This window comes from Actinoplanes subtropicus (genome assembly GCF_000721705.1).
Classification (GTDB): Bacteria; Actinomycetota; Actinomycetes; order Mycobacteriales; family Micromonosporaceae; genus Actinoplanes; species Actinoplanes subtropicus.
Genome location: NZ_JOJL01000026.1, coordinates 159,542 through 178,993, shown reverse-complemented (window position 1 = coordinate 178,993; position 19,452 = coordinate 159,542). Strand labels below are relative to the sequence as shown.

General features: G+C 72.8%; 19 protein-coding genes. 8 read left to right on the top strand and 11 right to left on the bottom strand.

The features are described 5' to 3' along the window. Positions 1–35: 35 nt before the first annotated feature. From cphA to IH26_RS0132995, 4 genes are all read left to right on the top strand, one after another. The gene (gene cphA / locus IH26_RS0133010) at positions 36–2,759 is read left to right on the top strand and encodes a cyanophycin synthetase (protein WP_030440175.1); all 2,724 of its coding nucleotides are present in this window, start codon (positions 36–38) and stop codon (positions 2,757–2,759) included. Between the two features lie 517 nt (positions 2,760–3,276). Continuing rightward, the gene (locus IH26_RS54285; protein ID WP_157437509.1) at positions 3,277–5,226 is read left to right on the top strand and encodes a serine/threonine-protein kinase; all 1,950 of its coding nucleotides are present in this window, start codon (positions 3,277–3,279) and stop codon (positions 5,224–5,226) included. Between the two features lie 322 nt (positions 5,227–5,548). Continuing rightward, on the top strand, positions 5,549–5,797 hold the full coding sequence (locus IH26_RS0133000; RefSeq protein ID WP_030440173.1) for a hypothetical protein: 249 nt from the start codon (positions 5,549–5,551) through the stop codon (positions 5,795–5,797). A gap of 128 nt (positions 5,798–5,925) precedes the next feature. Further along, complete coding sequence (locus tag IH26_RS0132995) at positions 5,926–6,828, top strand: sigma-70 family RNA polymerase sigma factor (protein WP_034216517.1); 903 nt, start codon at positions 5,926–5,928, stop codon at positions 6,826–6,828. 174 nt (positions 6,829–7,002) lie between these two features. On the opposite strand, the gene IH26_RS64040 is transcribed toward IH26_RS0132995, so the two are convergent. The 7 genes from IH26_RS64040 to IH26_RS0132960 form a co-directional block, all read right to left on the bottom strand. Then, positions 7,003–7,824 carry an urease accessory protein UreD gene (locus IH26_RS64040; RefSeq protein ID WP_084599235.1) on the bottom strand — a complete coding sequence of 274 codons (822 nt, stop codon included), beginning with the start codon at positions 7,822–7,824 and terminating at the stop codon, positions 7,003–7,005. Then, the gene (gene ureG / locus IH26_RS0132985) at positions 7,824–8,507 is read right to left on the bottom strand and encodes an urease accessory protein UreG (protein ID WP_034216470.1); all 684 of its coding nucleotides are present in this window, start codon (positions 8,505–8,507) and stop codon (positions 7,824–7,826) included. Before ureG ends, IH26_RS64040 begins: the two co-directional genes overlap by 1 nt. 43 nt (positions 8,508–8,550) lie before the next feature. Continuing rightward, positions 8,551–9,195 (bottom strand): urease accessory protein UreF, encoded by a 645-nt coding sequence (locus tag IH26_RS0132980; RefSeq protein ID WP_030440169.1) that lies wholly within the window; start codon positions 9,193–9,195, stop codon positions 8,551–8,553. Between the two features lie 2 nt (positions 9,196–9,197). Next, positions 9,198–10,916: an urease subunit alpha gene (locus IH26_RS0132975; protein WP_030440168.1), complete on the bottom strand. Its 1,719-nt coding sequence runs from the start codon at positions 10,914–10,916 to the stop codon at positions 9,198–9,200. Then, positions 10,913–11,287, bottom strand: a complete 375-nt coding sequence (locus tag IH26_RS0132970) for an urease subunit beta (RefSeq protein ID WP_034216468.1) — start codon at positions 11,285–11,287, stop codon at positions 10,913–10,915. The genes IH26_RS0132975 and IH26_RS0132970 overlap by 4 nt, the downstream gene beginning before the upstream one ends. Continuing rightward, entirely contained in the window at positions 11,284–11,586 is a 303-nt protein-coding gene (locus IH26_RS0132965; RefSeq protein ID WP_030440166.1) for an urease subunit gamma, read from the bottom strand. The genes IH26_RS0132970 and IH26_RS0132965 overlap by 4 nt, the downstream gene beginning before the upstream one ends. Before the next feature lie 90 nt (positions 11,587–11,676). Further along, positions 11,677–12,771: a hypothetical protein gene (locus IH26_RS0132960; protein WP_157437508.1), complete on the bottom strand. Its 1,095-nt coding sequence runs from the start codon at positions 12,769–12,771 to the stop codon at positions 11,677–11,679. A gap of 50 nt (positions 12,772–12,821) precedes the next feature. On the opposite strand from IH26_RS0132960, the gene IH26_RS0132955 reads away from it, so the two are divergent. Next, positions 12,822–13,733 carry an AEC family transporter gene (locus IH26_RS0132955; RefSeq protein WP_030440164.1) on the top strand — a complete coding sequence of 304 codons (912 nt, stop codon included), beginning with the start codon at positions 12,822–12,824 and terminating at the stop codon, positions 13,731–13,733. 50 nt (positions 13,734–13,783) lie between these two features. Then, positions 13,784–14,992: an MFS transporter gene (locus IH26_RS0132950; RefSeq protein WP_051808948.1), complete on the top strand. Its 1,209-nt coding sequence runs from the start codon at positions 13,784–13,786 to the stop codon at positions 14,990–14,992. Here the strand turns inward: IH26_RS0132950 and IH26_RS0132945 are convergent. Genes IH26_RS0132945 through IH26_RS0132935 form a run of 3 tightly spaced genes read right to left on the bottom strand, consistent with a single transcriptional unit; the run spans position 14,920 to position 17,244 of the window. Further along, positions 14,920–15,654 (bottom strand): 3-keto-5-aminohexanoate cleavage protein, encoded by a 735-nt coding sequence (locus IH26_RS0132945; RefSeq protein ID WP_030440162.1) that lies wholly within the window; start codon positions 15,652–15,654, stop codon positions 14,920–14,922. The two genes, IH26_RS0132950 and IH26_RS0132945, sit on opposite strands and share 73 nt — an antisense overlap. A 5-nt stretch (positions 15,655–15,659) precedes the next feature. Beyond that, positions 15,660–16,037 carry a RidA family protein gene (locus tag IH26_RS0132940; protein WP_030440161.1) on the bottom strand — a complete coding sequence of 126 codons (378 nt, stop codon included), beginning with the start codon at positions 16,035–16,037 and terminating at the stop codon, positions 15,660–15,662. A 1-nt stretch (position 16,038) separates the two neighbouring features. Beyond that, positions 16,039–17,244, bottom strand: a complete 1,206-nt coding sequence (locus tag IH26_RS0132935; protein ID WP_030440160.1) for an amidohydrolase family protein — start codon at positions 17,242–17,244, stop codon at positions 16,039–16,041. A gap of 59 nt (positions 17,245–17,303) precedes the next feature. Between IH26_RS0132935 and IH26_RS0132930 the strand changes: the two genes are divergently transcribed. Beyond that, positions 17,304–18,869 (top strand): beta-N-acetylhexosaminidase, encoded by a 1,566-nt coding sequence (locus IH26_RS0132930; protein ID WP_245665731.1) that lies wholly within the window; start codon positions 17,304–17,306, stop codon positions 18,867–18,869. Positions 18,870–18,921: 52 nt separating this feature from the next. Next, complete coding sequence (locus tag IH26_RS0132925) at positions 18,922–19,197, top strand: hypothetical protein (RefSeq protein ID WP_030440158.1); 276 nt, start codon at positions 18,922–18,924, stop codon at positions 19,195–19,197. On the opposite strand, the gene IH26_RS0132920 is transcribed toward IH26_RS0132925, so the two are convergent. Beyond that, the gene (locus IH26_RS0132920) at positions 19,181–19,450 is read right to left on the bottom strand and encodes a hypothetical protein (RefSeq protein ID WP_211268792.1); all 270 of its coding nucleotides are present in this window, start codon (positions 19,448–19,450) and stop codon (positions 19,181–19,183) included. The two genes, IH26_RS0132925 and IH26_RS0132920, sit on opposite strands and share 17 nt — an antisense overlap. Positions 19,451–19,452: the final 2 nt, after the last annotated feature.

The window sequence follows — 19,452 nt, the reverse complement described above, 5'->3', positions numbered from 1 at the left end:
TGTGTCGCCACCGGGCGCGTCGAACGGGAAATCGTATGAAGATCGAAAGCCTTCGCCGTCTGCGCGGACCCAACGTGTACCTGTCCCGGCCGGCCGTCGTGGCCACGCTCCGCCTCGCGGACCTGACCGGCCGGGAGACCTCGGACGTCACCGGCTTCGCGGAGCGGCTGCTGCGCGCGCTGCCCGGCCTGACCGAGCACCATTGCGCGGCCGGGGCGCCCGGTGGGTTCGTCAGCCGGCTGCGCGGCGGCACCTACTTCGGGCATGTCACGGAGCATGTCTGCCTTGAACTGTCCCAGCTGATCGGGCGGGACGTGAGCTTCGGCCGCACGGTCTCCGCCGGGGAACCCGGGCTGTATCACCTGATCATCGAGTGTCCGGTGGACGAGCCGGCTTCGTCGTCCGTGCCGGAGGGTCTCCTGTTGGCGGCCATCGATCTGGTCGAAAAAGTCGTAGGCGGAGTATCGGACATTTCCGAGATCTCCCACCTGGCCGCGACCGCCGAGCGCGAGGCCACGGGGCCGAGCACCAACGCGATCATCGCAGCCGCGCGGAGGCGGGGTATCCCCGTGGAGCGGTGCGCCGATCTGAGCCTGATCCGGCTCGGCTGGGGCAGCAGGCGGCGGCTGGCCTGGGCGGCGATGAGCGACCGCACCAGCGCGGTCGGCATCGACGTGGCCGGCGACAAGGAGATCACCAGGCGGCTGCTGAGCGACGCCGGCGTGCCCATCCCGGCCGGCGGCGCCGCGCGCACCGCCGCCGCGGCCGCCCGCCTGTTCGCCGAGCTCGGCGGCCCGGTCGTGGTCAAACCCCGGCAGGGCCGGCAGGGCGATCGCGTCACCCTGAGCGTTTCGACCGGGGCCGAGACCGCGTACGCGTTCACCGCCGCCGGCCAGGACGTGATCGTCGAGCGTCAGCTGGGCGGCCGCGACTACCGGGTGCTGGTGGTGGCCGGCGAGGTGGTGGCGGCGGCCGAACGGATCGCCGCGCACGTCGTCGGCGACGGCCGCGGCACCGTCGCCGAACTGGTCGACCGCGTCAACTCCGACCCGCGGCGCGGCACCGGCCACTCCCGGGTGCTGACCCGGATCACCGTGGACGACGCGTCGATGCGGGTGCTCGAGCGGCAGGGCGTCCGGCTGGCCACAGTGCCGGCGAACGGCCGCCAGGTCTGGCTGCGCGAGACCACCAACCTCTCCACCGGCGGCACCAGCCACGACGTCACCGACCGGGTGCACCCCGACGTGGCCCGGCTCTGCCTGCGGGTGGCCGCGCTGGTCGGCCTGGACATCTGCGGGATCGACCTGCGGCTGCCGGACATCGCCGAGCCGCTGCCGCCGGTCGTCGACGGCCGCGAGGTCGCCGGCGGGGTGATCGAGGTGAACGCGGTGCCCGGCCTGCGGATGCACCTGGCGCCGGTCCGCGGCCGGTCCCGGGACGTGGGCGACGCGATCGTCCGGGCGATGTTCCCGGCCGGGTCGGACGGCCGCATCCCGACCGTGGCGATCACCGGCACCAACGGCAAGACGACGGTGGCCCGGCTGACCGCGTACCTGCTCGCCGACACCGGGCTGCGGATCGGGCTGACCACCACCGACGGGGTCGCGGTGGACGGCCGGACGATCTACGAGGCGGACGCGACCGGGCCGCTGTCGGCGCAGATGGTGCTGGGCGACCCGGGGGTGCAGGCCGCGGTGCTGGAGACGGCGCGGGGCGGGCTGGTGCGGCGCGGGCTCGGCTACGACTGGTCGGACGTCGGCGTGATCACCAACATCACCGCCGACCACCTCGGGCAGGACGGGCTGGACACGGTCGAGGACCTGGCGCACGTCAAGGCGCTGGTGGCCGAGCGCGTACGGGACGGCGGGACGCTGGTTCTCAACGCCGACGACCCCTGGGTGCGCACGCTGGTGGACCGGCCACGGGTGCGCGCCGACCGCAAGCGGCTGGTCTGGTTCGGGCTCGACCCGCGCCAGCCGGTGGTGGTCGAGCACCTGGCCAAGGGCGCGACCGCCTACCTGCTGCAGGACGGCTGGCTGGTGCAGGCCACCGGCGCCCGGCGGACCCCGCTGCTGCGGATGGCCGACCTGCCCGGCGGCTTCGGCGGCGCGGCCCCGCACGAGGCCGCGAACGCCCTGGCGGCGGTGGCGGCGGCCCGCGCGCTCGGCGCCGGCCAGGAGTCGGTGGCGAGCCGGCTGGCCGACTTCGACCCGGCGGTGGACAACCCGGGGCGGGCCACCCTGCTGCGGGTCGGCGACGTCTCGGTCTTCGTGGACTACGCGCACAACCCGGCCGCGCTGGCCGCCACCCTGCGGACGCTGCACGGGCTCTGGGGCGTCGAGCGGTGCGTGATCGCGCTGACCCTGCCCGGCGACCGGCGCGACGACCTGCTGTCGGCGTGCGCGCAGATCGTGGCCGACGGGGTGGGCCGGGCGGTGCTCTACGACGACGAGGACCCGCGCGGCCGGCCACCGGGGGAGGTGTCCGCGCTCGTCGAGCGGGAGATGCGGGCGCGCCGGCCGAAGCTGCTGGCGCTGCGGGCGGACGGCTACCGGGAGGCGGTCACCGAGGCGCTGGGGCTGGCCCGGCCGGGCGACGTGGTGCTGGTCATCTACGAGACGCTGGCGCCGGTGCTGGCCCTGCTGGCCGAGCTCGGGGCGGTCCGCGGGACGGACATGCCGGTGACCGCGCTACCCAAGGCGCCCGGGGCGATGCCGTCGCCGGTGCGGGACCTGGCCCGGGGCGTACTGCTGGGATAGCGGGACACGCCACGTGCCGAAGGTGGCACGCGGAATTGGCTGATCAGTCGAGGGGTTCACCCGATCAGATGGGGTTGCACAGCTAGATCCTTCAACATTTGTCAGGGTGCCAGGAATCAAAGATCATCAGTTGGTTACCGATCTAGTGGCTGTCCGTGACCCGTTGGGGACGGAATGTGCACCGGTCCAGGGTGGACCTTCAGAAAGCTGCACTATCGACCTATCGGGCTCATGCCGAAATTTCCGGGAATCCCGGGCAAAACGGCCGCGGAATGAGTCCTAGATCCGACTTTTGGCCCCGATCGGCCGCCCCGACAGCTGGCATATGCCGGGAAACGGTCCGTAACGATCCGCAGGTAGGGCCCGGTATCGGCATCTCGTGATAGACGCCGGGGTGGGCTAACATCCTCGCCGTCGATGGGGAACGCCCGGGTCCAGTGGGGGGCCGGCGATCCCCGGCGTCGGGTGACATGGCGGTGTGACCCGGCGTTTCTTCGGAGCGCGCATGTGGGGGCACATGAGCACGACGGACCTGCCCGGATCGAGCCTGCTGGCCGGTAGATACCGGCTGGTGGAAAGGCTCGGCGCCGGCGGGATGTCAGTGGTGTGGCGAGGGTTCGACGAAGTCCTCGGGCGCCAGGTCGCGGTGAAGGTGCTGCCGCCGTCGACCAGTGTGGATCCGGCCTTCCGGCGCCGGCTGCGGGCCGAGGCCCAGGCCGCCGCCCGGCTCTCCCACCCGAACATCACGAATGTCTACGACTACGGCGAGGCCACCACGGTCGACGGTGAGCCCGTGCCGTACGTCGTCATGGAATTGATCGACGGCGAGTCGCTCGCCGCCGTGCTCGCCCGGACCCGGCGGCTGCCCTGGCAGCACGCGGTCCGGATCACCGCCGAGGTCGCCGCGGCGCTCGCGGCCGCGCACGCGCGCGGCATCGTGCACCGGGACGTCACCCCGGCCAACGTCATGCTGACCCAGACCGGCGCCAAGGTGGTCGACTTCGGCATCTCGGCGCTGATCGGGGAGAACGACATAGACCCGGACGGCAGCCTGCTCGGCACTCCGGCGTATCTCGCGCCGGAGCGCCTGGAGGGCGGCCAGGTGAGCCCGGCCACCGACGTGTACGCGGTGGGCCTGCTGATCTACCGCACGCTGATCGGGCAGCTGCCCTGGGACGTCGGCACCACCACCGCGCTGCTGCGCGCCCACCAGTACGTGGAGCCCGACCCGCTTCCGTCGGTCGAGGGCCTGCCGCCCTCGGTCGACGCGCTGGTCGGCCGCTGCCTGGAGAAGCACCCGTCGGACCGGCCGTCCAGCGCCGAGCTCGCGCACGTGCTGGCGCAGATCGCGGCCGGCGCGCCGATGGCGGCCCGGGGCTACGTGCCGGACTGGGCGGAGAACGCCGAGGACACCACGATCCTGCCGGCCCAGCGGTCGTACCCGGACGTGGTCCGCCGGGATCCGGCGCCCGTCCCGGCGCCGATGCCGCCACCGCCGCCCGCCCGCAACAGCCGGTTCGCCGACCTGCCCTCCGGCCCGGTCGTGATGGGCGCGGCGCTGCGGCCGGCCGTCGGCGACGAGACGCCGACCGAGGCGAAGGCGGACCGGAAGCCGACCGAGCACACCCGGCGGATCCTGGTCGCGGCGAGCCTGGTCCTGCTGCTGGGCGGCGCCACCTACGCGTGGAGCCTGGTCAGCAACGTGACCGGCACCAGCGCGCGCGGCGCCACGCCGCAGCAGGCGGTCGTGCCGCCGACCGAGAAGTGCGTGGTCAGCTACGCCGTCTGGGCGGACGCGAACGGCCAGTTCAAGGCCCAGGTGACGGTCGCCAACCGGGCCGACGCGCCGGTCGACAACTGGAAGCTGTGGTTCATCATGCCCGGCGACCAGGTCATCTCCGGCAACGGCAAGTCCCTGCTCACCCAGGCCGACCGCTCGATCACGGTCACCTCGAGCGCCCCGCTGAAACCGCTGAGCACGCTGAGCGTCCCGATCTCCGGGCGGTACACGGAGAGCAACCTGCCGCCGATGGCGTTCTCGTTGAACGACCAGACCTGCGAGACGTTCGTGTCGGCCAAGCCCGGCGAGCCGTCCCGGCTGGTCGAGCGGCTGCCCAACGGCAAGCTCCGGCTGGGTCCGAAGGCGTCCTCCACCCCGGTGCCGGGCATCTCGATCGACCCGAAGGGCGGCGTGCACATCACCCCGATCTCGGTGCCGCCCACCACGCCGGGCACCGGTCGTACGGCGACCTCGGCGCCGGCCACCGGGGCCTCCACGTCCACCTCGACGTCCACGAGCACCTCGCCGACCCCGCCTCCGCCGTCGATTCCCGATGGTGGGGGGCTCACCTCGACGAGCTCCTCGCCGTCCCCGTCGGCCTCGTCGACCAGCGTCACGCCGCCGACGGTGGGGACGACCGAGGCGAACGACTGCCAGTTCGACCCGACCTGCACCGCGTCGCCCTGATCGGTCCCGGCGTTCCGATCGACCGCCCGGCGGAAAACCACGTGCCGGGCGGTCGATCGCCGCGTTAGGGTGAAATCGATATGAGCAGGCAGCGAGGATTATTCAGGGCGGTGGAGACCAAGCCGCTGACCTGCGGCGAGGTGCGGCTCAAGGTAGGCCCTGAATAAGCCTCGTTCTGGAGCGATCCGCGATCGGCGGCACGCGCGTGCCCGGCGACCGATGAGACGACCGCCCTCGGCGTGGCAGCCACCGGGCGCGCGCCGCAGCGGCGAGAATCGCTCCAGCGGGGCCGATAAGTCGTACATCGGGGAGTCCGATCAAAATGATCAGCATCGTGAAGGATCTGGCGGCGGAGGCGTTGTTCGTCTCGTGCCTGCAGCCGTCCGAATGCCCCAGCAGGCGGGCGGTGGAGCAGGCCGTCACGGCGATGATCCTGCTGCACGGCAGCGACGGGTGCGCGGCCGAGGTGGCCACCGAGTTCGGTGATCATCCGGAGATGGCCGTCCGCCGCATGCACTGGGTGCACGACGAGCTCGCGGGCGTGGTGAAGAACGCCGCTCTCGCCGGCTGATACCTGAGCCTTTCTCGCAAAAAACACCACAAAAGCAACCGAGTTCGGCCGCCGCTGCACCTTTCGGCGGCCAAGGTCTTCCTCGTCAGCCGGTTTTCACAACCGGTCGTATGAGCGAGGAGGACCACGTGACGACCACGACCGAGCTCCCCGCCACCATCGGCACGACCCACGACGCGCCGTCCGCGCGTGACATCGAGGACCTCGTCCGCGAACACATGCCGATGGTTGGCCATCTGGTCCGGGAACTGCTCAACCGGGTACCCGGCCATGTCCACGCGGACGACCTGTCCTCGGCCGGATTCGCCGCCCTGCTCGGCGCGGCCCGATCCTTCGACGTGACCCGGGGCATCCCCTTCCACCGCTTCGCCGCGGTCCGGATCCGCGGCGCCCTGCTGGACGAACTGCGCGGACAGGACTGGGCCAGCCGCTCGGTGCGGGCCCGGGCGCGGCGTACCGCGGCCGCGCGCCAGGAGCTCACCGCCGCCCTGGGCCGCACGCCCACCGACGCCGAGGTGGCCGAGATGCTGGGCATCGGCGTGGCCGAACTGGCCACCGTCGAGGACGACGTGCAGAAGGCGGCGCTGCTGAGCCTGCAGGGCTTTCCCACCGGCGCGGCCGAGGAGATGGTGCCCGAGTTGTCCGAGGGCCCGGAGGACCTGTTGCTCAAGCGGGAACGCCTCGGCTACCTGCACCAGGCCATCCAGGCGCTGCCCGAGCGCCTGCGCCTGGTGGTCACCGAGTCGTTCCTGCAGGAGCAGCCGCTGAGCGACGTGGCGGCGCGCCTGGGCGTGACCGAGTCCCGGATCTCCCAGCTGCGCACGGAGGCGTTGCAGCTGCTGCGCGAGGGCCTGAACAGCTCGCTGGCCCCGGAGCTGCTGACGGTGGCGGCCGGTGGCCCGCGCACCCGCAAGGGCTGCCTGCAGCGGCGCCGCTCGGAGTACTTCGCGCGGGTGGCCCAGCAGGGCAATCTCCACACCCGGCTGGCCCTGACCGACAGCCACGGCGTCCCCATCGCGGTGGCCGCCTAACTTCAAGATCAAACCCGTGCGGACGTACGAGGCCCAGCCCGTCCCCGACCGCGATTTCCCCGTCCCGGCCTGCGCCACCCTCGGGCCGCCCCGTGGAGCAGGGCCAAGTCCCGACCGCCCGTCCCGGGACGCACCAAACCGACCCGTCTCCCATCGGCCGAGGCCGCGACCCGCTCAGCCGCAGGTCGCGGTCTCGGCTTGCCGTTCCGCGGCCCTCGCGTCCGCCGGCCGCTCGGCAGCCGTCGCGTTCGCTGGCCGGTCCGCGGCCCTCGCGTCGTCCGGCCGCTCGGCGGCGCGCAGCGGGTCGAGAACCGCGCGTACCTCCCGGATGTCCTCGCCGACCGCCGTGGCCAGCACCCCCGGGCCGGCCAGCGGCATGACCGCCGCCCGGTCGGTGGGTGCGAAGCCCTCGGCGAGCCCCGGCACCGCGATCAAGGCCCCGAGCGCCCGGAAATCCCCCAGCACCGCCGCGGACCGCCCGTCCGGGCCGACCGAGAGATCGTGCCGATAGAGCGTCGAGCCCGCGTACCGGATCGTCGTCGACAGCCGGACCGTCCCCGAGGGCTCGGCGTGCCGCCCGCAGACCAGGTCCTCCCGCCACAGCACCACCCCGCCCTCGGCAATGTCGACCCGGGTGTTCGTGACGTGGTCGCACCCGGCCGCGGCGATCAGCGGCTCCGGCAGCCAGCACAGGGTGCCCGCCACCTCGGCCCGGATGTCGAGCCGCGACGCCGGCAGCCCCGCCCGGCCCGGCAGCACCAGTTGCGCGGCCACACTCCGTACGGTCAATCGCGCCCCCGCGCCCACCGCGACCTCCACCCGCAGATCGTCCCCGCGCAGCGGCCCGGCCGCCCCGCCGACCAGGTGAACGGTCACGCCGCCCCCGCCGCGCCCGCCGGTCCGGCGCGGCAGCAGCGGCGACTCCCCGCGCAGCACGGCCAGCCGGGTGCCACCCCGCCCGTCCGCCTCGGCGACGATCCGCGCGACCGCCCGCATCAGAGCCGGACCAGCTCGCGGATCCACTCGGCGACCGGCCCGGCGGCACGGTCCTCGACCAGCGACAGGAACACGGTCGGAAGGTCGCCCCGCCGCGCCTTCGCGTCGCGCTCCATCACCGAGAGGTCGGCGCCCACCAGCGGCGCCAGGTCGGTCTTGTTGATCACCAGCAGGTCGGCGGCGGTGACCCCGGGCCCGCCCTTGCGCGGCACCTTGTCCCCGCCGGCCACGTCCACCACGAAGATCTGCCGATCGATCAGCCCCTTGCTGAACGTGGCGGTCAGGTTGTCCCCGCCGCTCTCCACCAGCACCAGATCGAGCGGCCCGAGGGCCTCCTCCAACTCCTCGACCGCGTCCAGGTTGGCCGAGATGTCGTCGCGGATCGCCGTGTGCGGGCAGCACCCGGTCTCCACCGCCCGGATCCGCTCGGCCGGCAGCACCCCGTTGCGCAGCAGGAAGTCCGCGTCCTCGGTGGTGTAGATGTCGTTGGTCACCACCGCCAGCCGAAGTTCCGTCCCCAGCGCCCGGCAGAGCGCCGCGACCAGGGCCGTCTTCCCCGAGCCGACCGGGCCGCCGATGCCCACCCGCAGCGCGCGGGCACCGCCCGCGAGCGGCTGATGCGGATCGACGCCGGGATCGGGATGGCTGTGCGGCGGCTCGTCCGGCCCATGGACGTGCGGCACGTAGTTGTCCGACGGCCGGGGCCAAGCGCCGCCGTGTGCGTGGTCATGAGGCAAAGAGACGCACCTCCCAGGTTGCGTGGTGTTCGGCGCCGATGTCGAGCAGGGGAGCTCCCGCCGCCGGCAGATCGTCGACCGGCTCGTCCGCCCGCCGCGCCGCCTCGGTGGCGATCCGGTCACAGTCCGGCGCCAGGCGCGCGATCAACCCGTGCACCGCATAGGGATCGAGCCCGAGCAGTCGCACCGCCGCGCTCGCCGCCCCGGTGATGACGCCGTGCGCCGCCGCTACTGCCGCCTCCCCGGGCCCGAGCCCGCCGGCGCGCGCGAGGATCCCCAGCGCCGTCGGCTGGTGCGCTTCCCGCCCCACCGAGGGCAGCGGCCACATCGCCCGCCCGGCCCGCAGCAGCGCCCGGCCCTGCGCCCGGGACGCCTTCCGCAGCGCCGGCGACGGGGTCCGCGCGTCGATCCCGTCGTCCAGCGCGGCCCACTCGCCGGGCCGCCGGCACGCCGCCGCCGCGAACGCGGCCGCCACCAGCCCGCTGGTCCGCAGCTTCCCGCGCAGGAACCCGGCCAGGTCGTCGAGGTCGCCCACCCGCCCGGCCGCGACCTGCGCCTCGAGCCCGCCCGAGTGCGCGTGCCCGCCGGCCGGCAGCCGCCCGTCGGCCAGCACGAGAAGGGTCGCGAGGCTCATGGTCAGAACAGGAAATAACGCTGGGCCATCGGCAGCTCCGTCACCGGATCGGGGTCGACGACCTCGCCATCGACACGGACCGTGAAGGTGTCCGGCTCCACCTCGATGTGCGGCAGCGCGTCGTTCAGCGGCAGGTCCGTCTTGCCCACCCTCCGGGTGTCGGCCACCGGCGAGAGCGCCCGCTTCACCCCGATCCGGTCGCCGAGCAGGGCGTCGATCGCCGCCGGGGCCACGAAGGCGAGCGAGGTCTGTGCCGGCACCGCGCCGTACGCGCCGAACATCGGGCGCGGCAGCATCGGCTGCGGGGTGGGTATCGACGCGTTGGCATCGCCCATCTGGGCGTACGCGATCATGCCGCCCTTGATCACCAGCGCCGGCCGGACGCCGAAGAACGCCGGCTCCCACAGCACCAGGTCGGCGAGCTTGCCCGGCTCGACCGAGCCGACCTCCGCCGCCATCCCGTGCGTCACGGCCGGGCAGATCGTGTACTTCGCGACGTAACGCCGGACCCGCTGGTTGTCCGCCGCGCCGTCGCCGGGCAGCGCGCCGCGCCGGGCCTTCATCACGTGCGCGGTCTGCCACGTCCGCAGGATGACCTCGCCCACCCGGCCCATCGCCTGCGAGTCCGACCCGATCATCGAGATCGCCCCGAGATCGTGCAACAGGTCCTCGGCGGCCATCGTCGACGGCCGGATCCGGCTCTCGGCGAACGCCAGGTCCTCCGGCACCGCCGAGTTCAGGTGGTGGCAGACCATCAGCATGTCGAGGTGCTCGCTGAGCGTGTTCCGGGTGTACGGCCGGGTCGGGTTCGTCGACGAGGGCAGCACGTTCGGCTGCCCGGCGACGGTGATGATGTCCGGCGCGTGGCCGCCCCCGGCCCCCTCGGTGTGGTAGGCGTGGATCGACCGCCCGGCGACCGCCCGCAGCGTCTCCTCGACGAAGCCGGCCTCGTTCAGCGTGTCGGTGTGGATCGCCACCTGCACGCCGGAGGCGTCCGCGACCCGCAGGCACGCGTCGATCACCGCCGGCGTGGTGCCCCAGTCCTCGTGCAGCTTGAAGCCGCCCGCCCCGCCGCGCAGCTGCTCCCACATCGACTCCTCGGACATCGTGTTGCCCTTGCCGAGGAGCAGCACGTTGACCGGGAAGGTGTCGATCGCCTCGAGCATCCGCGCGAGGTGCCACTGGTTGGGCGTCACGGTGGTGGCCTTGGTGCCCTCGGCCGGGCCGGTGCCGCCGCCGATGACCGTGGTGATGCCGGCGGCGAGCGCCGTGTCCAGGATGGTCGGGCTGATCAGGTGCACGTGGCTGTCGATCGCCCCGGCCGTGAGGATCTTCCCGTTCCCGGCGATGATCTCGGTGCCGGCCCCGATCACCAGCCCGGGGTGCACGCCGTCCATCGTGTCCGGGTTGCCGGCCTTGCCGACCGCCACGATCCGCCCGTCCCGGATCCCGATGTCGGCCTTGACGATGCCCCAGTGGTCGACGACGACCGCCCCGGTGATCACCGTGTCCGGTGTGCCCTCGGCCCGGGTGGCCCGCGACTGCCCCATCGACTCCCGGATGACCTTGCCGCCGCCGAAGACCACCTCGTCCCCGGGCCGCGGCCCGGCGCTGCGGTCCTCCTCGATCTCGATCAGCAGGTTGGTGTCCGCCAGCCGGATCCGGTCGCCGGCGGTCGGCCCGTAGAGAGCGGCGTACCGCTCGCGGTCGAGGCTGGTCATCGTGGGCTCCCGTGCTCCGGCTCGACGATCTCCGCCACGGTCATCGGCGGCGTTTCGGTGACCGCGTCCAGCGGGCCGCCCGCCAGCCCGCGCAGGCCCGGCACGATCCGGTTTCCGGTCAGCTCCACCAGTTCCACGTCCCGGGGCATGCCCGGCTCGAACCGCACCGACGTGCCGGCCGGCACCGCCAGCCGCCGGCCCCACGCCGCGTCCCGGTCGAAGTCGAGCGCCGCGTTGCACTCCGCGAAGTGGAAGTGCGAGCCGACCTGCACCGGCCGGTCCCCGGTGTTGCGTACGGTCAGCCGGACCACCGCGCACCCCGGGTTGATCTCGATCGGCCCGTCGCCCGGGATGACCTCGCCGGGGATCATGAGATCGGCCCGTGCACGGTGACCAGCTTGGTCCCGTCCGGGAAGGTCGCCTCGACCTGCACCTCGCTCAGCATCTCGGGCACACCCTCCATGACGTCGTCCCGGGTCAGTACCCGCCGACCGGCATCCATCAACTCGGCCACGGTCCGGCCGTCGCGGGCGCCCTCCAGCAGGAAGGCCGTGATGATCGCGGTGGCCTCCGGGTGGTTGAGCTTCAGCCCTCGGTCGCGCCGACGCTGGGCGACCTCCGCAGCGACGTGGATGAGCAGGCGTTCCTGTTCGTGATGGCTGAGGAACAATCGAACCTCCCTGGATCCCCGCGATGCTCGCAGCCCGAGGTTTCCCCGGTGTTACCCCTTGATCCAACCATGATGGAAAGGGTGTTCGGCTCAGTACTCGCGCCATTCGGCCTCGACGTCGCTGATGTCCAGCCGCACGTCCGCGTCCCGGTAGCGGGTCTCGATCGCGGCGGCCGCCTTGCGGTACAGGCCGTCGCAGGCCAGCCACCGCAGGGACGGCAGTTCGGGCAGGGTGCGGTCGGTCATGCCGTACGCCCCGATCAGCCGGACGTCCGCCAACCGGGACAGGGCCGCCAGGGCCATCGCGTCGCAGAGCCGGCCCGGGGCCGACCGCCAGGTCAACCGCAGCCGCCGCAGGTCGTGCAGGCCGCCCAGGGCAGCCACGGAGATCGTGCCCTCGCCGGTGAGCTCCAGGTCGCGCAGGCCGGTCAGCCCGCCGGGCACGGAGGCGTGGTCGGCCACCAGGCGCAGCCAGCGGCCGTCGTCGGCCGCGGACACCCTGGCCACCTGGGCGTCGTCGTCGAGCTTGAGGGTCGCGACGCCGGGCGGCAGCAGCAGGGAAGCGACGTGGCCACCGGAGAGGCGCAGGCGGGTGAGGTACGTGCCGGTGAGGTCGACGGCCGCCGGCGGCTCCACCCAGGTCAGGTCGCTGACGATCGGGTGCGCCACGAGGGCCTCGCGCAGGCCCCGGTCGGGACCGGACCAGGCCAGTGCCGTGCAGCGGGGCAGGCGATCGAGCTCCGACCAGGACGAGCCGCCGCCGGTCAGGTCCAGCAGCGTCGTGGCCTTGCCGGTGCCGTCGCGGTAGGCCTGCTTGGCGGCCGGCGGCAGCTCGTGGTCCCAGCGGCGCTGGGCGGCGATCTGGGCGGCCAGCCAGGGCCAGCCCGCGTGGTCGGCGACCCGGTCGGACCGGCCGGGCGGCAGGGCGAGTTGGCCCAGCCAGCTCCACCACGGTGGGGGCGGCTCGTCACCGGCGATGGTGACCTCGGTAGGTTGGCCGCGGAGGGCGTGATGATCGAGCACGAGCGGGCGGCACCCGGCCAGCCGGTCGAGGTCCGGCGGGTCGGCGGAGAACCAGTCGAGCGCGCACGCCGTCGGCCCGAGGCCGGTGACCTGGCAGGCGCCGTAGCCGCCGCGTAACGGGATCGCCGCCACGTCCCCCACGTCGGGCATACGATCCGTCACTTCAGCAGGTTACCGCGATATGGACATAGACGGAGAGCCATGACGAACTCATGATCTCGGCACTCTCCGGGTTCGTGCTCATCGGCGTCATCGTGCTCGTCGGCTGGGCCGCGCGGCGGTGGGCCGGGCTGCCCGAGAACGCCGAGGCGGTGGCCGGCCGGCTCGTGTACGCGGTGCTCAACCCCTGCCTGCTGTTCACCGGCGTGGCCGGCGCCGACCTGCGGGTCCTGTTCAGCGAGCCGCTGCTGGTGTCGACCGCCGCCGCGGTCGCCTGCTTCGCTCTGCACCCGCTGTTCACCCGCGGCCGCGATCGGGGCACCCAGATCATGGGGTCGCTGGCGGCCGGCTACGTCAACGCGAACTACATCGGCATCCCGATCGCCACGTACGTGCTGGGCAACGCCGCCCTGGTGGTGCCGATCATCATGCTCCAGCTGCTGATCATCACGCCGCTCGCGCTGGCCCTGCTGGAGATCGCCGCGACCGGGCACGCGTCCTGGCGCAGCACTGTCCTGGCCCCGCTGCGGAACCCGATGATCGTCGCGGTGCTCCTCGGTGCGTTCTTCTCCGTGACGGGTCTGCGACTACCGACCGTCGTCGCCGACCCGATCACCACGATGGGTCACGCCGCCGTACCGCTGGTGCTGATCGCCTTCGGCATGTCGCTCTCCGGCCGCCGCGTGCTCGCCGCCGGCCCCGACCGGGTACCGACCGTAGCCGCCGTCGCGCTGAAGATCGCCGGGATGCCGGCGATCGCCTTTCTCCTGGCCGTGGTGCTCGGGCTGAGCAGGCAGCAGACGTACGCGGTGACCGTGCTCGCCGCCTTGCCGACCGCGCAGAACGTCTTCCTCTACGGCCAGCGCTTCGCGACCGGGCTCGTCCTGGCCCGCGACGCGATCTTCCTGTCCACCGTGCTCTGCGCCCCGGCCCTGCTGCTCATCGCGCTGCTGCTAAACCTGTAGGGCCGCGCCGGCGGAACCGGTAGCGTCGGGACCTCGGGGAGGGAGGCCATGTGACGCCCGACGTCGCGCCCCGCCGGGCGTGGGCCGCCCTGATCGTGTTGTCGCTGGCGGCCTTCGCGTTCGTCTCGACCGAGCTGCTGCCGACCGGCCTGCTCACCGTGATGGCCGACGACCTGCACCGGTCCCGCTCGCAGATCGGCCTCCTGGTCGGTGGGTATGCGATCGTCGTAGTCCTCGGCTCGATCCCGCTGACCGTGCTCACCAAGCACATCCCGCGCCGCCAGCTGCTCGGCGCCACCCTGCTGCTCTTCGCCGTCGCCAACCTGGCCGGCGCGCTCGCCGGCAGTTACGCCGTCCTGGCCGTCGCCCGGTTGGCCACTGCCCTCACCCAGGCCCTGTTCTGGTCGGTCGTCAACGCGGTCGTGAGCGGCCTGTTCCCGGTGGCTGTCCGCGGGCGGATCATCGGTTTGTTCGCGACCGGCCCGGCCCTGGCCCCGGTGCTCGGCGTCCCGCTCTGCACCTGGATCGGGCAGCAGGCCGGCTGGCGGGCCGCGTTCGCCGTCGTGGCGGCCTTCGGTGTCCTCGCGACCGTCGTCATGTTCGCGCTGATTCCGTCCTATCGGCCCAGCTCGGGCCGGGCGGCGCGCGGAACGGCCCCCGACCGGCGCGCGTTCAACCGCCTGCTGGTCGGCGTCGCGCTCGCGATCACCGGGTTCCTGACCTTCACCACCTACCTGACGGTGTTCTACCTGGATGTCAGCGGCTTCGCCGAGTCCACCCTGCCGGCGCTGCTGTTCGTTTCCGGTGCGGCCGGAACTCTCGGCGCCTTCGTGGTGTCCCGCACGCTCGACCTCCATCCGATCGGGACGTTGCTGGCCGCGCTTGGCGTCGGGGCCGGTTCCCTGGCAGGTCTGTTCCTGCTGGGCACGTTCCGGCCGGCCGTCCTGGTGCTGATCGCGGGCGGGGGCTTCGCGTACTCGGCGTTCGCGACCAGCGTGCAGGGCCGCTTGCTGGTGGTCGCGCCGGGGAGCACCGACATGGCCTCGGCGGGCGTGGGCACGGCGTTCAACGCGGGCATCGCGGCGGGCTCGCTGCTCGGCGGCGCGCTGCTGCCGCAGACCGGACCGCGACCACTGGCGCTGGTGGCCGCCCTGCTCACGGCGGCCGCGCTGATCGTGCTGGCGGGTCAGCCGCGCAGGGCCAGGGCGGCCCGGACGAGGGCGGCGTTGCCCGGCGCGATCGACCCGTCCGGCAGGTAGATCGAATCCTCGAACCCGACCCGGGTGTCGTGCCCGCGCCGGAACGCGTCGGCCACCAGCGGCCACGTCCACTCGTTCATGCCGTGGGTGAGCCGCGGGCAGGCCGACCCGGCCTCGTCCAGCGCGCTGTTGACCTGCTGGGCGACCGCGGACGGCTCACCGGTCAGGTGGTAGGGCTCGCCGGGATCGAGCTCGATGCTCACCCGCCGGGCCCGGGGGAGCAGGCCGGAGGCGAGCAGCACCTTCATCTCGGCCGGCGCCCACAGCCCCACGTCGATGCCGATCCCGGTGTCGAGCATCGCCGCCATGACCGACTCGAAGCCGGCCTCGGAGAGGTTGACCGTGGCCACGTCGACCCCCTCCCACTCGCGGATCATCGCGATCCGCTCGGCCAGGCCGGGCACGATCCACTCGCCGGTGGTCAGTCCGATCTCGGCGGCGATCCCCTCCTCGGCGGCGAGCGCCCGCACCCATCGGCAGGTCTCGTTCACCACCTCCGGGCGCAGCGTCTCCGCGCCCGTCTCGTCCCGGACATGCAGATGTACGCCGGTCGCACCGGCCCGGAAGCACTCCCGCAGATCGGCGAGCACCTCGGTCAGCGAGACGGGCATGTTCGGGTGGACGTCCTTGGTCCACGGTCCGTTCGGCGTCACCTGCAGCACGGCGATCAGCCCACGTAGAGGATCGCGTCGATCTCGATGTCGAAACCGACCAGCGCGACCGGGAGCGTCGTGCGTACGGGCAGATTGTCGCCCTTGATGTATTGCGGGTAGATCTCGTTGAGTTCGGCGAAGTCCCCGAAGTCGCGCAGGTAGACGCCGACCCGCACGGCGTCGTCGAGGCTCGCGCCGGCCGCCTCCGCGCAGGCCGCCAGGTTGCGGAACGCCGCGTGCGCCTGCTCGGCGAAGCTGCCGGTGACCCAGCTGCCGTCCGGGAGCGCGGGCACCGCGCCGGCCAGGTAGATCGTGTCGCCGGCCACCACGGCGTGCGAGTAGGGGCCGCCGGCCGGGGCTGCCTTGTCGGCTTTGATCGCGCGCTTGGGCATGTCAGGAACTCCTGTGGTCTCGTGGGAATTGGTCGGCCAGGCCGTCCGGGCCGACCAGCGGGGCGCTGAGCAGGGCACGCACGTCGCGGTCACGGCGGGCGAGCGCGGCGCGTTGCGCGTCGGTGAGCGGGATCCACCCTGGCACGGGCGGCGGGAGGCGTGGGGGCAGTGCCCGACCGTTCACGTACGTGCTGATGTTGATCAATCGAAGCGGTGACCGTTTCGTCCGGAGGTGGGCGTCGGTCACCTCGAACTCCTCGTGCCGCACCTCGAAGACGGCGAGATCGGCCGGCGCCCCGACCGCCAGCGTCCCGCCGGGGAGGCCGAGCGCCCGGGCCGGCCGGCTCGTGACCGCCTCGATCACCTCGGCCAGCGGGAGGCCGCACGCGAGCAGCCGCGCCATCGTGGTGGGCAGGTCGAACGCCGGCCCGTGCAGCGACCGGGCGTGCAGATCGGTGGAGATCGTGGTCGGCCGGATGCCGTGGTCCAGTTGCCGCTCGAGGACGTCGAACGCGAACCCGCCCGAGCCGTGCCCGATGTCGAGCAGCACGCCGCGGTCGACGGCCGCCCGCAGCGCCGGCCCGAGCGGCGAGGCCAGCCCGCTGGCGCAGTGCGTGACGATGTCGCCGGGGCGCAGCAGGTCGAGCACGTCGTCCACGGGCGGCGGCGGGACCCCGATGTGGACCATCACCGGGACATGGGTTCGCTCCGCGGCCTCGAGAGCGCGGCGCAGCGGCTCCAACCCGTTGTCGCCGACCGTTTCCCGATCCATCCGCACCTTGATTCCGCGGATCACGTCGCGGTTCTGCCGGATCGTGTCGACCGCCCGCGCGACGTCGCAATTGGCCAGGTCACGGCACTCGCCGGTGCGCCCGGCCAGGCCCGTAGCGGCGATGTTGAGCAGCGCCGCGACCCGCACGTCCGTCCGCTTCGCCCGCAGCTCCGCGAAGGTGAAGGCTCCGGTCGAACCGGCATCGACCCAGGTGGTGACGCCGGTGTACCACGCGATCGGGTCGGGCTCGATGCCCCAGTAGCCCGGCCCGACGTGGGTGTGCAGGTCGATCAGGCCCGGCGTGACCAGATGGCCGTCGAGGTCGACCACGGTGTGTGCGTCCCGGGGAAGACTCGGGCCGGTCGCTGCGATCACGCCGTCACTGACCGCGACGTCGAAGGGGTCACCGCCGGTGAGCAGCAGGTCCCAGGTCATCGGCCCACTTCCGTTGACATCCTGCCTAGATCAACAAACTATATCCGAAGGAGGTGCCAGTGATCCCCCGGCCGACGTCCGAACAGTTCACCGGCGGCAGCTTCGCGCTCGGCCCCGGTGCCCGCCTGGCCTTCGACGAGGGCCTCGGCGCCGTCGCCGACCGGCTGCGCGACGCGATCTCGCTGCCGCTTCCACCGGGCGACGGCGGCCTCCGCTTGGCGATCGACAGAAGTCAACCGCCTGAGGGGTACGCGTTGAGCACCGCCCCGCACGGCGTCGTGCTCGCGGGAGGGTCGCCGGCGGGTGTCTTCTACGGCGCCCAGACCCTGCGCCAGCTGCTGTTCGACGGTGGTGAGCCGCCGCTCGGGCGGATCGTCGACGCGCCGCGGTTTCGCTGGCGGGGGGTGATGCTCGACGTGGCGCGGCATTTCATGCCCGTGCCCGACGTGCTGCGGTTCATCGACCTGGCCGCGTTCCACAAGCTCAACGTGCTGCACCTGCACCTGACCGACGACCAGGGCTGGCGGATCGAGGTGCCCGGCTGGGAGCGCCTCACCGAGGTCGGCGCCTGGCGGTCCTCGACGATGCTCGGCGCGCGCGTGCACGCACGGTACGACGGCCAACCGCACGGCGGGTACTACACCGCCGACGACCTGCGACGGATCGTTGCCTACGCGGCCGAACGCTTCGTGACCGTGGTGCCCGAGGTGGACATGCCGGGCCACCTGCAGGCGGCCGTCGCGGCCTATCCGGAGCTGGGCAATGGCTGGTCCGGACCCGTACGGCAATCGTGGGGAATCTCCACCCACGTGCTGAACATGTCCGACCGCGCCCTGTCGTTCTGCCGCGACGTGCTCGCCCACGTCTGCTCGATCTTCCCGTCCGAGCTGATCGGCATCGGCGGCGACGAGTGCCCGGTCGACGAGTGGGTGGGCAGCCCCGACCTGGCCCGGCTCGGCCTCGCCGGGCCGTCCGACGTGCAGCCTTGGTTCACCGCCCGGATGGCCTCGTTCCTCGCTTCGCTGGGCCGGCGCGTCTACGGCTGGGACGAGCTGCTGACCCGCGGCGCCCCGCCCTCCGCCGTGATCGCCGCCTGGCGCGGCCCGCTCCCGACCACGGTGGCCGCTCGCGCCGGCTACGACGTCGTCGCCTGTCCCGATATTTCCTGCTATCTCGACTACCGCCAGTCGGACGACCCCGGCGAGCCCACCCCCGTCGGCACTCTCCTGACCCTGGCCGACGTGTACGCCTTCGACCCGATCCCACCCGACCTGACCGCCACCGAGGCCGCCCACATCCAGGGCGCCCAGGCCAACGTCTGGACCGAACACATGGAGTCCCCCCGCCGAGTCGACTACATGACCTACCCCCGCCTGTGCGCCTTCGCCGAAGCGGTCTGGTCCGGCCCGGAACGCGACTACCCGGCCTTCCTGGAGCGACTCGAGCCCCACCTGCGCCACCTGGACACCCTGGGCGTCAACTACCGGCCGCTCTCCGGCCCGCGCCCGGGCGACGCCCGACCCGGCGCCCCCGGCAACCCCCGCACGCTGCCCGACCGCCTCGCCGAACTCGACGAGATGACCGCCGACCTGCGCCTCCACCAAATTCGCGTGCGCCAGATCTAGGCGTGAGTAACCTGGGCGCTAGGCAACTGCTACTCCACAGTGGTGAGGTGCGATGCGCTATTTCCTGCTCGTCTTCGATCCGGCCCCGGGCGACCTGATCGCCCAGGTCGAGTTCCCGGACGCCGCCAGCGCGCGAAAAGCCCGCGTCCGCGTCGAGCGTGAGCGCGCCTGGGATGGCCGGTCGCTCGGCAACGAGGTTGAAGTCGTCGTGCGGTGGGCCGAATCGGCCGAGGCGCTGCGGCGGACGCACGGGCGGTATTTCATGACCGCCGCCGAAATGGCTCGCGAGGCAGCCCTTACTGTCAAGCGCCTCATCCGCTCCTGGTGACGGACGGGCCTTCGACCACCAGGGTGACGCACTCCAGGAACAGGTCGTCGACCGTGCGGCCAGGTTTGAAGTACTCGGTGATGCCGACGATCATCGTGGGGTAGGCGGCCGTGTACTCGGCCAGGTCGAAGCCCTCCGTGTCCGGGGGCGGGGCCTGTTCCTCCAGGACGAAACCGATCGTCACGCGCTCGACCGTCAGGACCATCACGCGGGCCTGGTGCAGCGGCATGCCCCGGGCGACCAGGGTGCTCATCG

What these genes read in the sequence shown, in the direction of transcription:
- IH26_RS0132935 (WP_030440160.1), bottom strand. Translation starts at nt 17,244, where the DNA reads ATGACCTGGGACCTGCTGCTCACCGGCGGTGACCCCTTCGACGTCGCG.
- IH26_RS64040 (WP_084599235.1), bottom strand. Translation starts at nt 7,824, where the DNA reads ATGCGGGCGGTCGCGCGGATCGTCGCCGAGGCGGACGGGCGGGGTGGC.
- IH26_RS0133000 (WP_030440173.1), top strand. Translation starts at nt 5,549, where the DNA reads ATGATCAGCATCGTGAAGGATCTGGCGGCGGAGGCGTTGTTCGTCTCG.
- IH26_RS0132955 (WP_030440164.1), top strand. Translation starts at nt 12,822, where the DNA reads ATGATCTCGGCACTCTCCGGGTTCGTGCTCATCGGCGTCATCGTGCTC.
- IH26_RS0132940 (WP_030440161.1), bottom strand. Translation starts at nt 16,037, where the DNA reads ATGCCCAAGCGCGCGATCAAAGCCGACAAGGCAGCCCCGGCCGGCGGC.
- IH26_RS54285 (WP_157437509.1), top strand. Translation starts at nt 3,277, where the DNA reads ATGAGCACGACGGACCTGCCCGGATCGAGCCTGCTGGCCGGTAGATAC.
- IH26_RS0132975 (WP_030440168.1), bottom strand. Translation starts at nt 10,916, where the DNA reads ATGACCAGCCTCGACCGCGAGCGGTACGCCGCTCTCTACGGGCCGACC.
- IH26_RS0132970 (WP_034216468.1), bottom strand. Translation starts at nt 11,287, where the DNA reads ATGATCCCCGGCGAGGTCATCCCGGGCGACGGGCCGATCGAGATCAAC.
- IH26_RS0132980 (WP_030440169.1), bottom strand. Translation starts at nt 9,195, where the DNA reads ATGAGCCTCGCGACCCTTCTCGTGCTGGCCGACGGGCGGCTGCCGGCC.
- IH26_RS0132920 (WP_211268792.1), bottom strand. Translation starts at nt 19,450, where the DNA reads ATGAGCACCCTGGTCGCCCGGGGCATGCCGCTGCACCAGGCCCGCGTG.
- IH26_RS0132925 (WP_030440158.1), top strand. Translation starts at nt 18,922, where the DNA reads ATGCGCTATTTCCTGCTCGTCTTCGATCCGGCCCCGGGCGACCTGATC.
- cphA (WP_030440175.1), top strand. Translation starts at nt 36, where the DNA reads ATGAAGATCGAAAGCCTTCGCCGTCTGCGCGGACCCAACGTGTACCTG.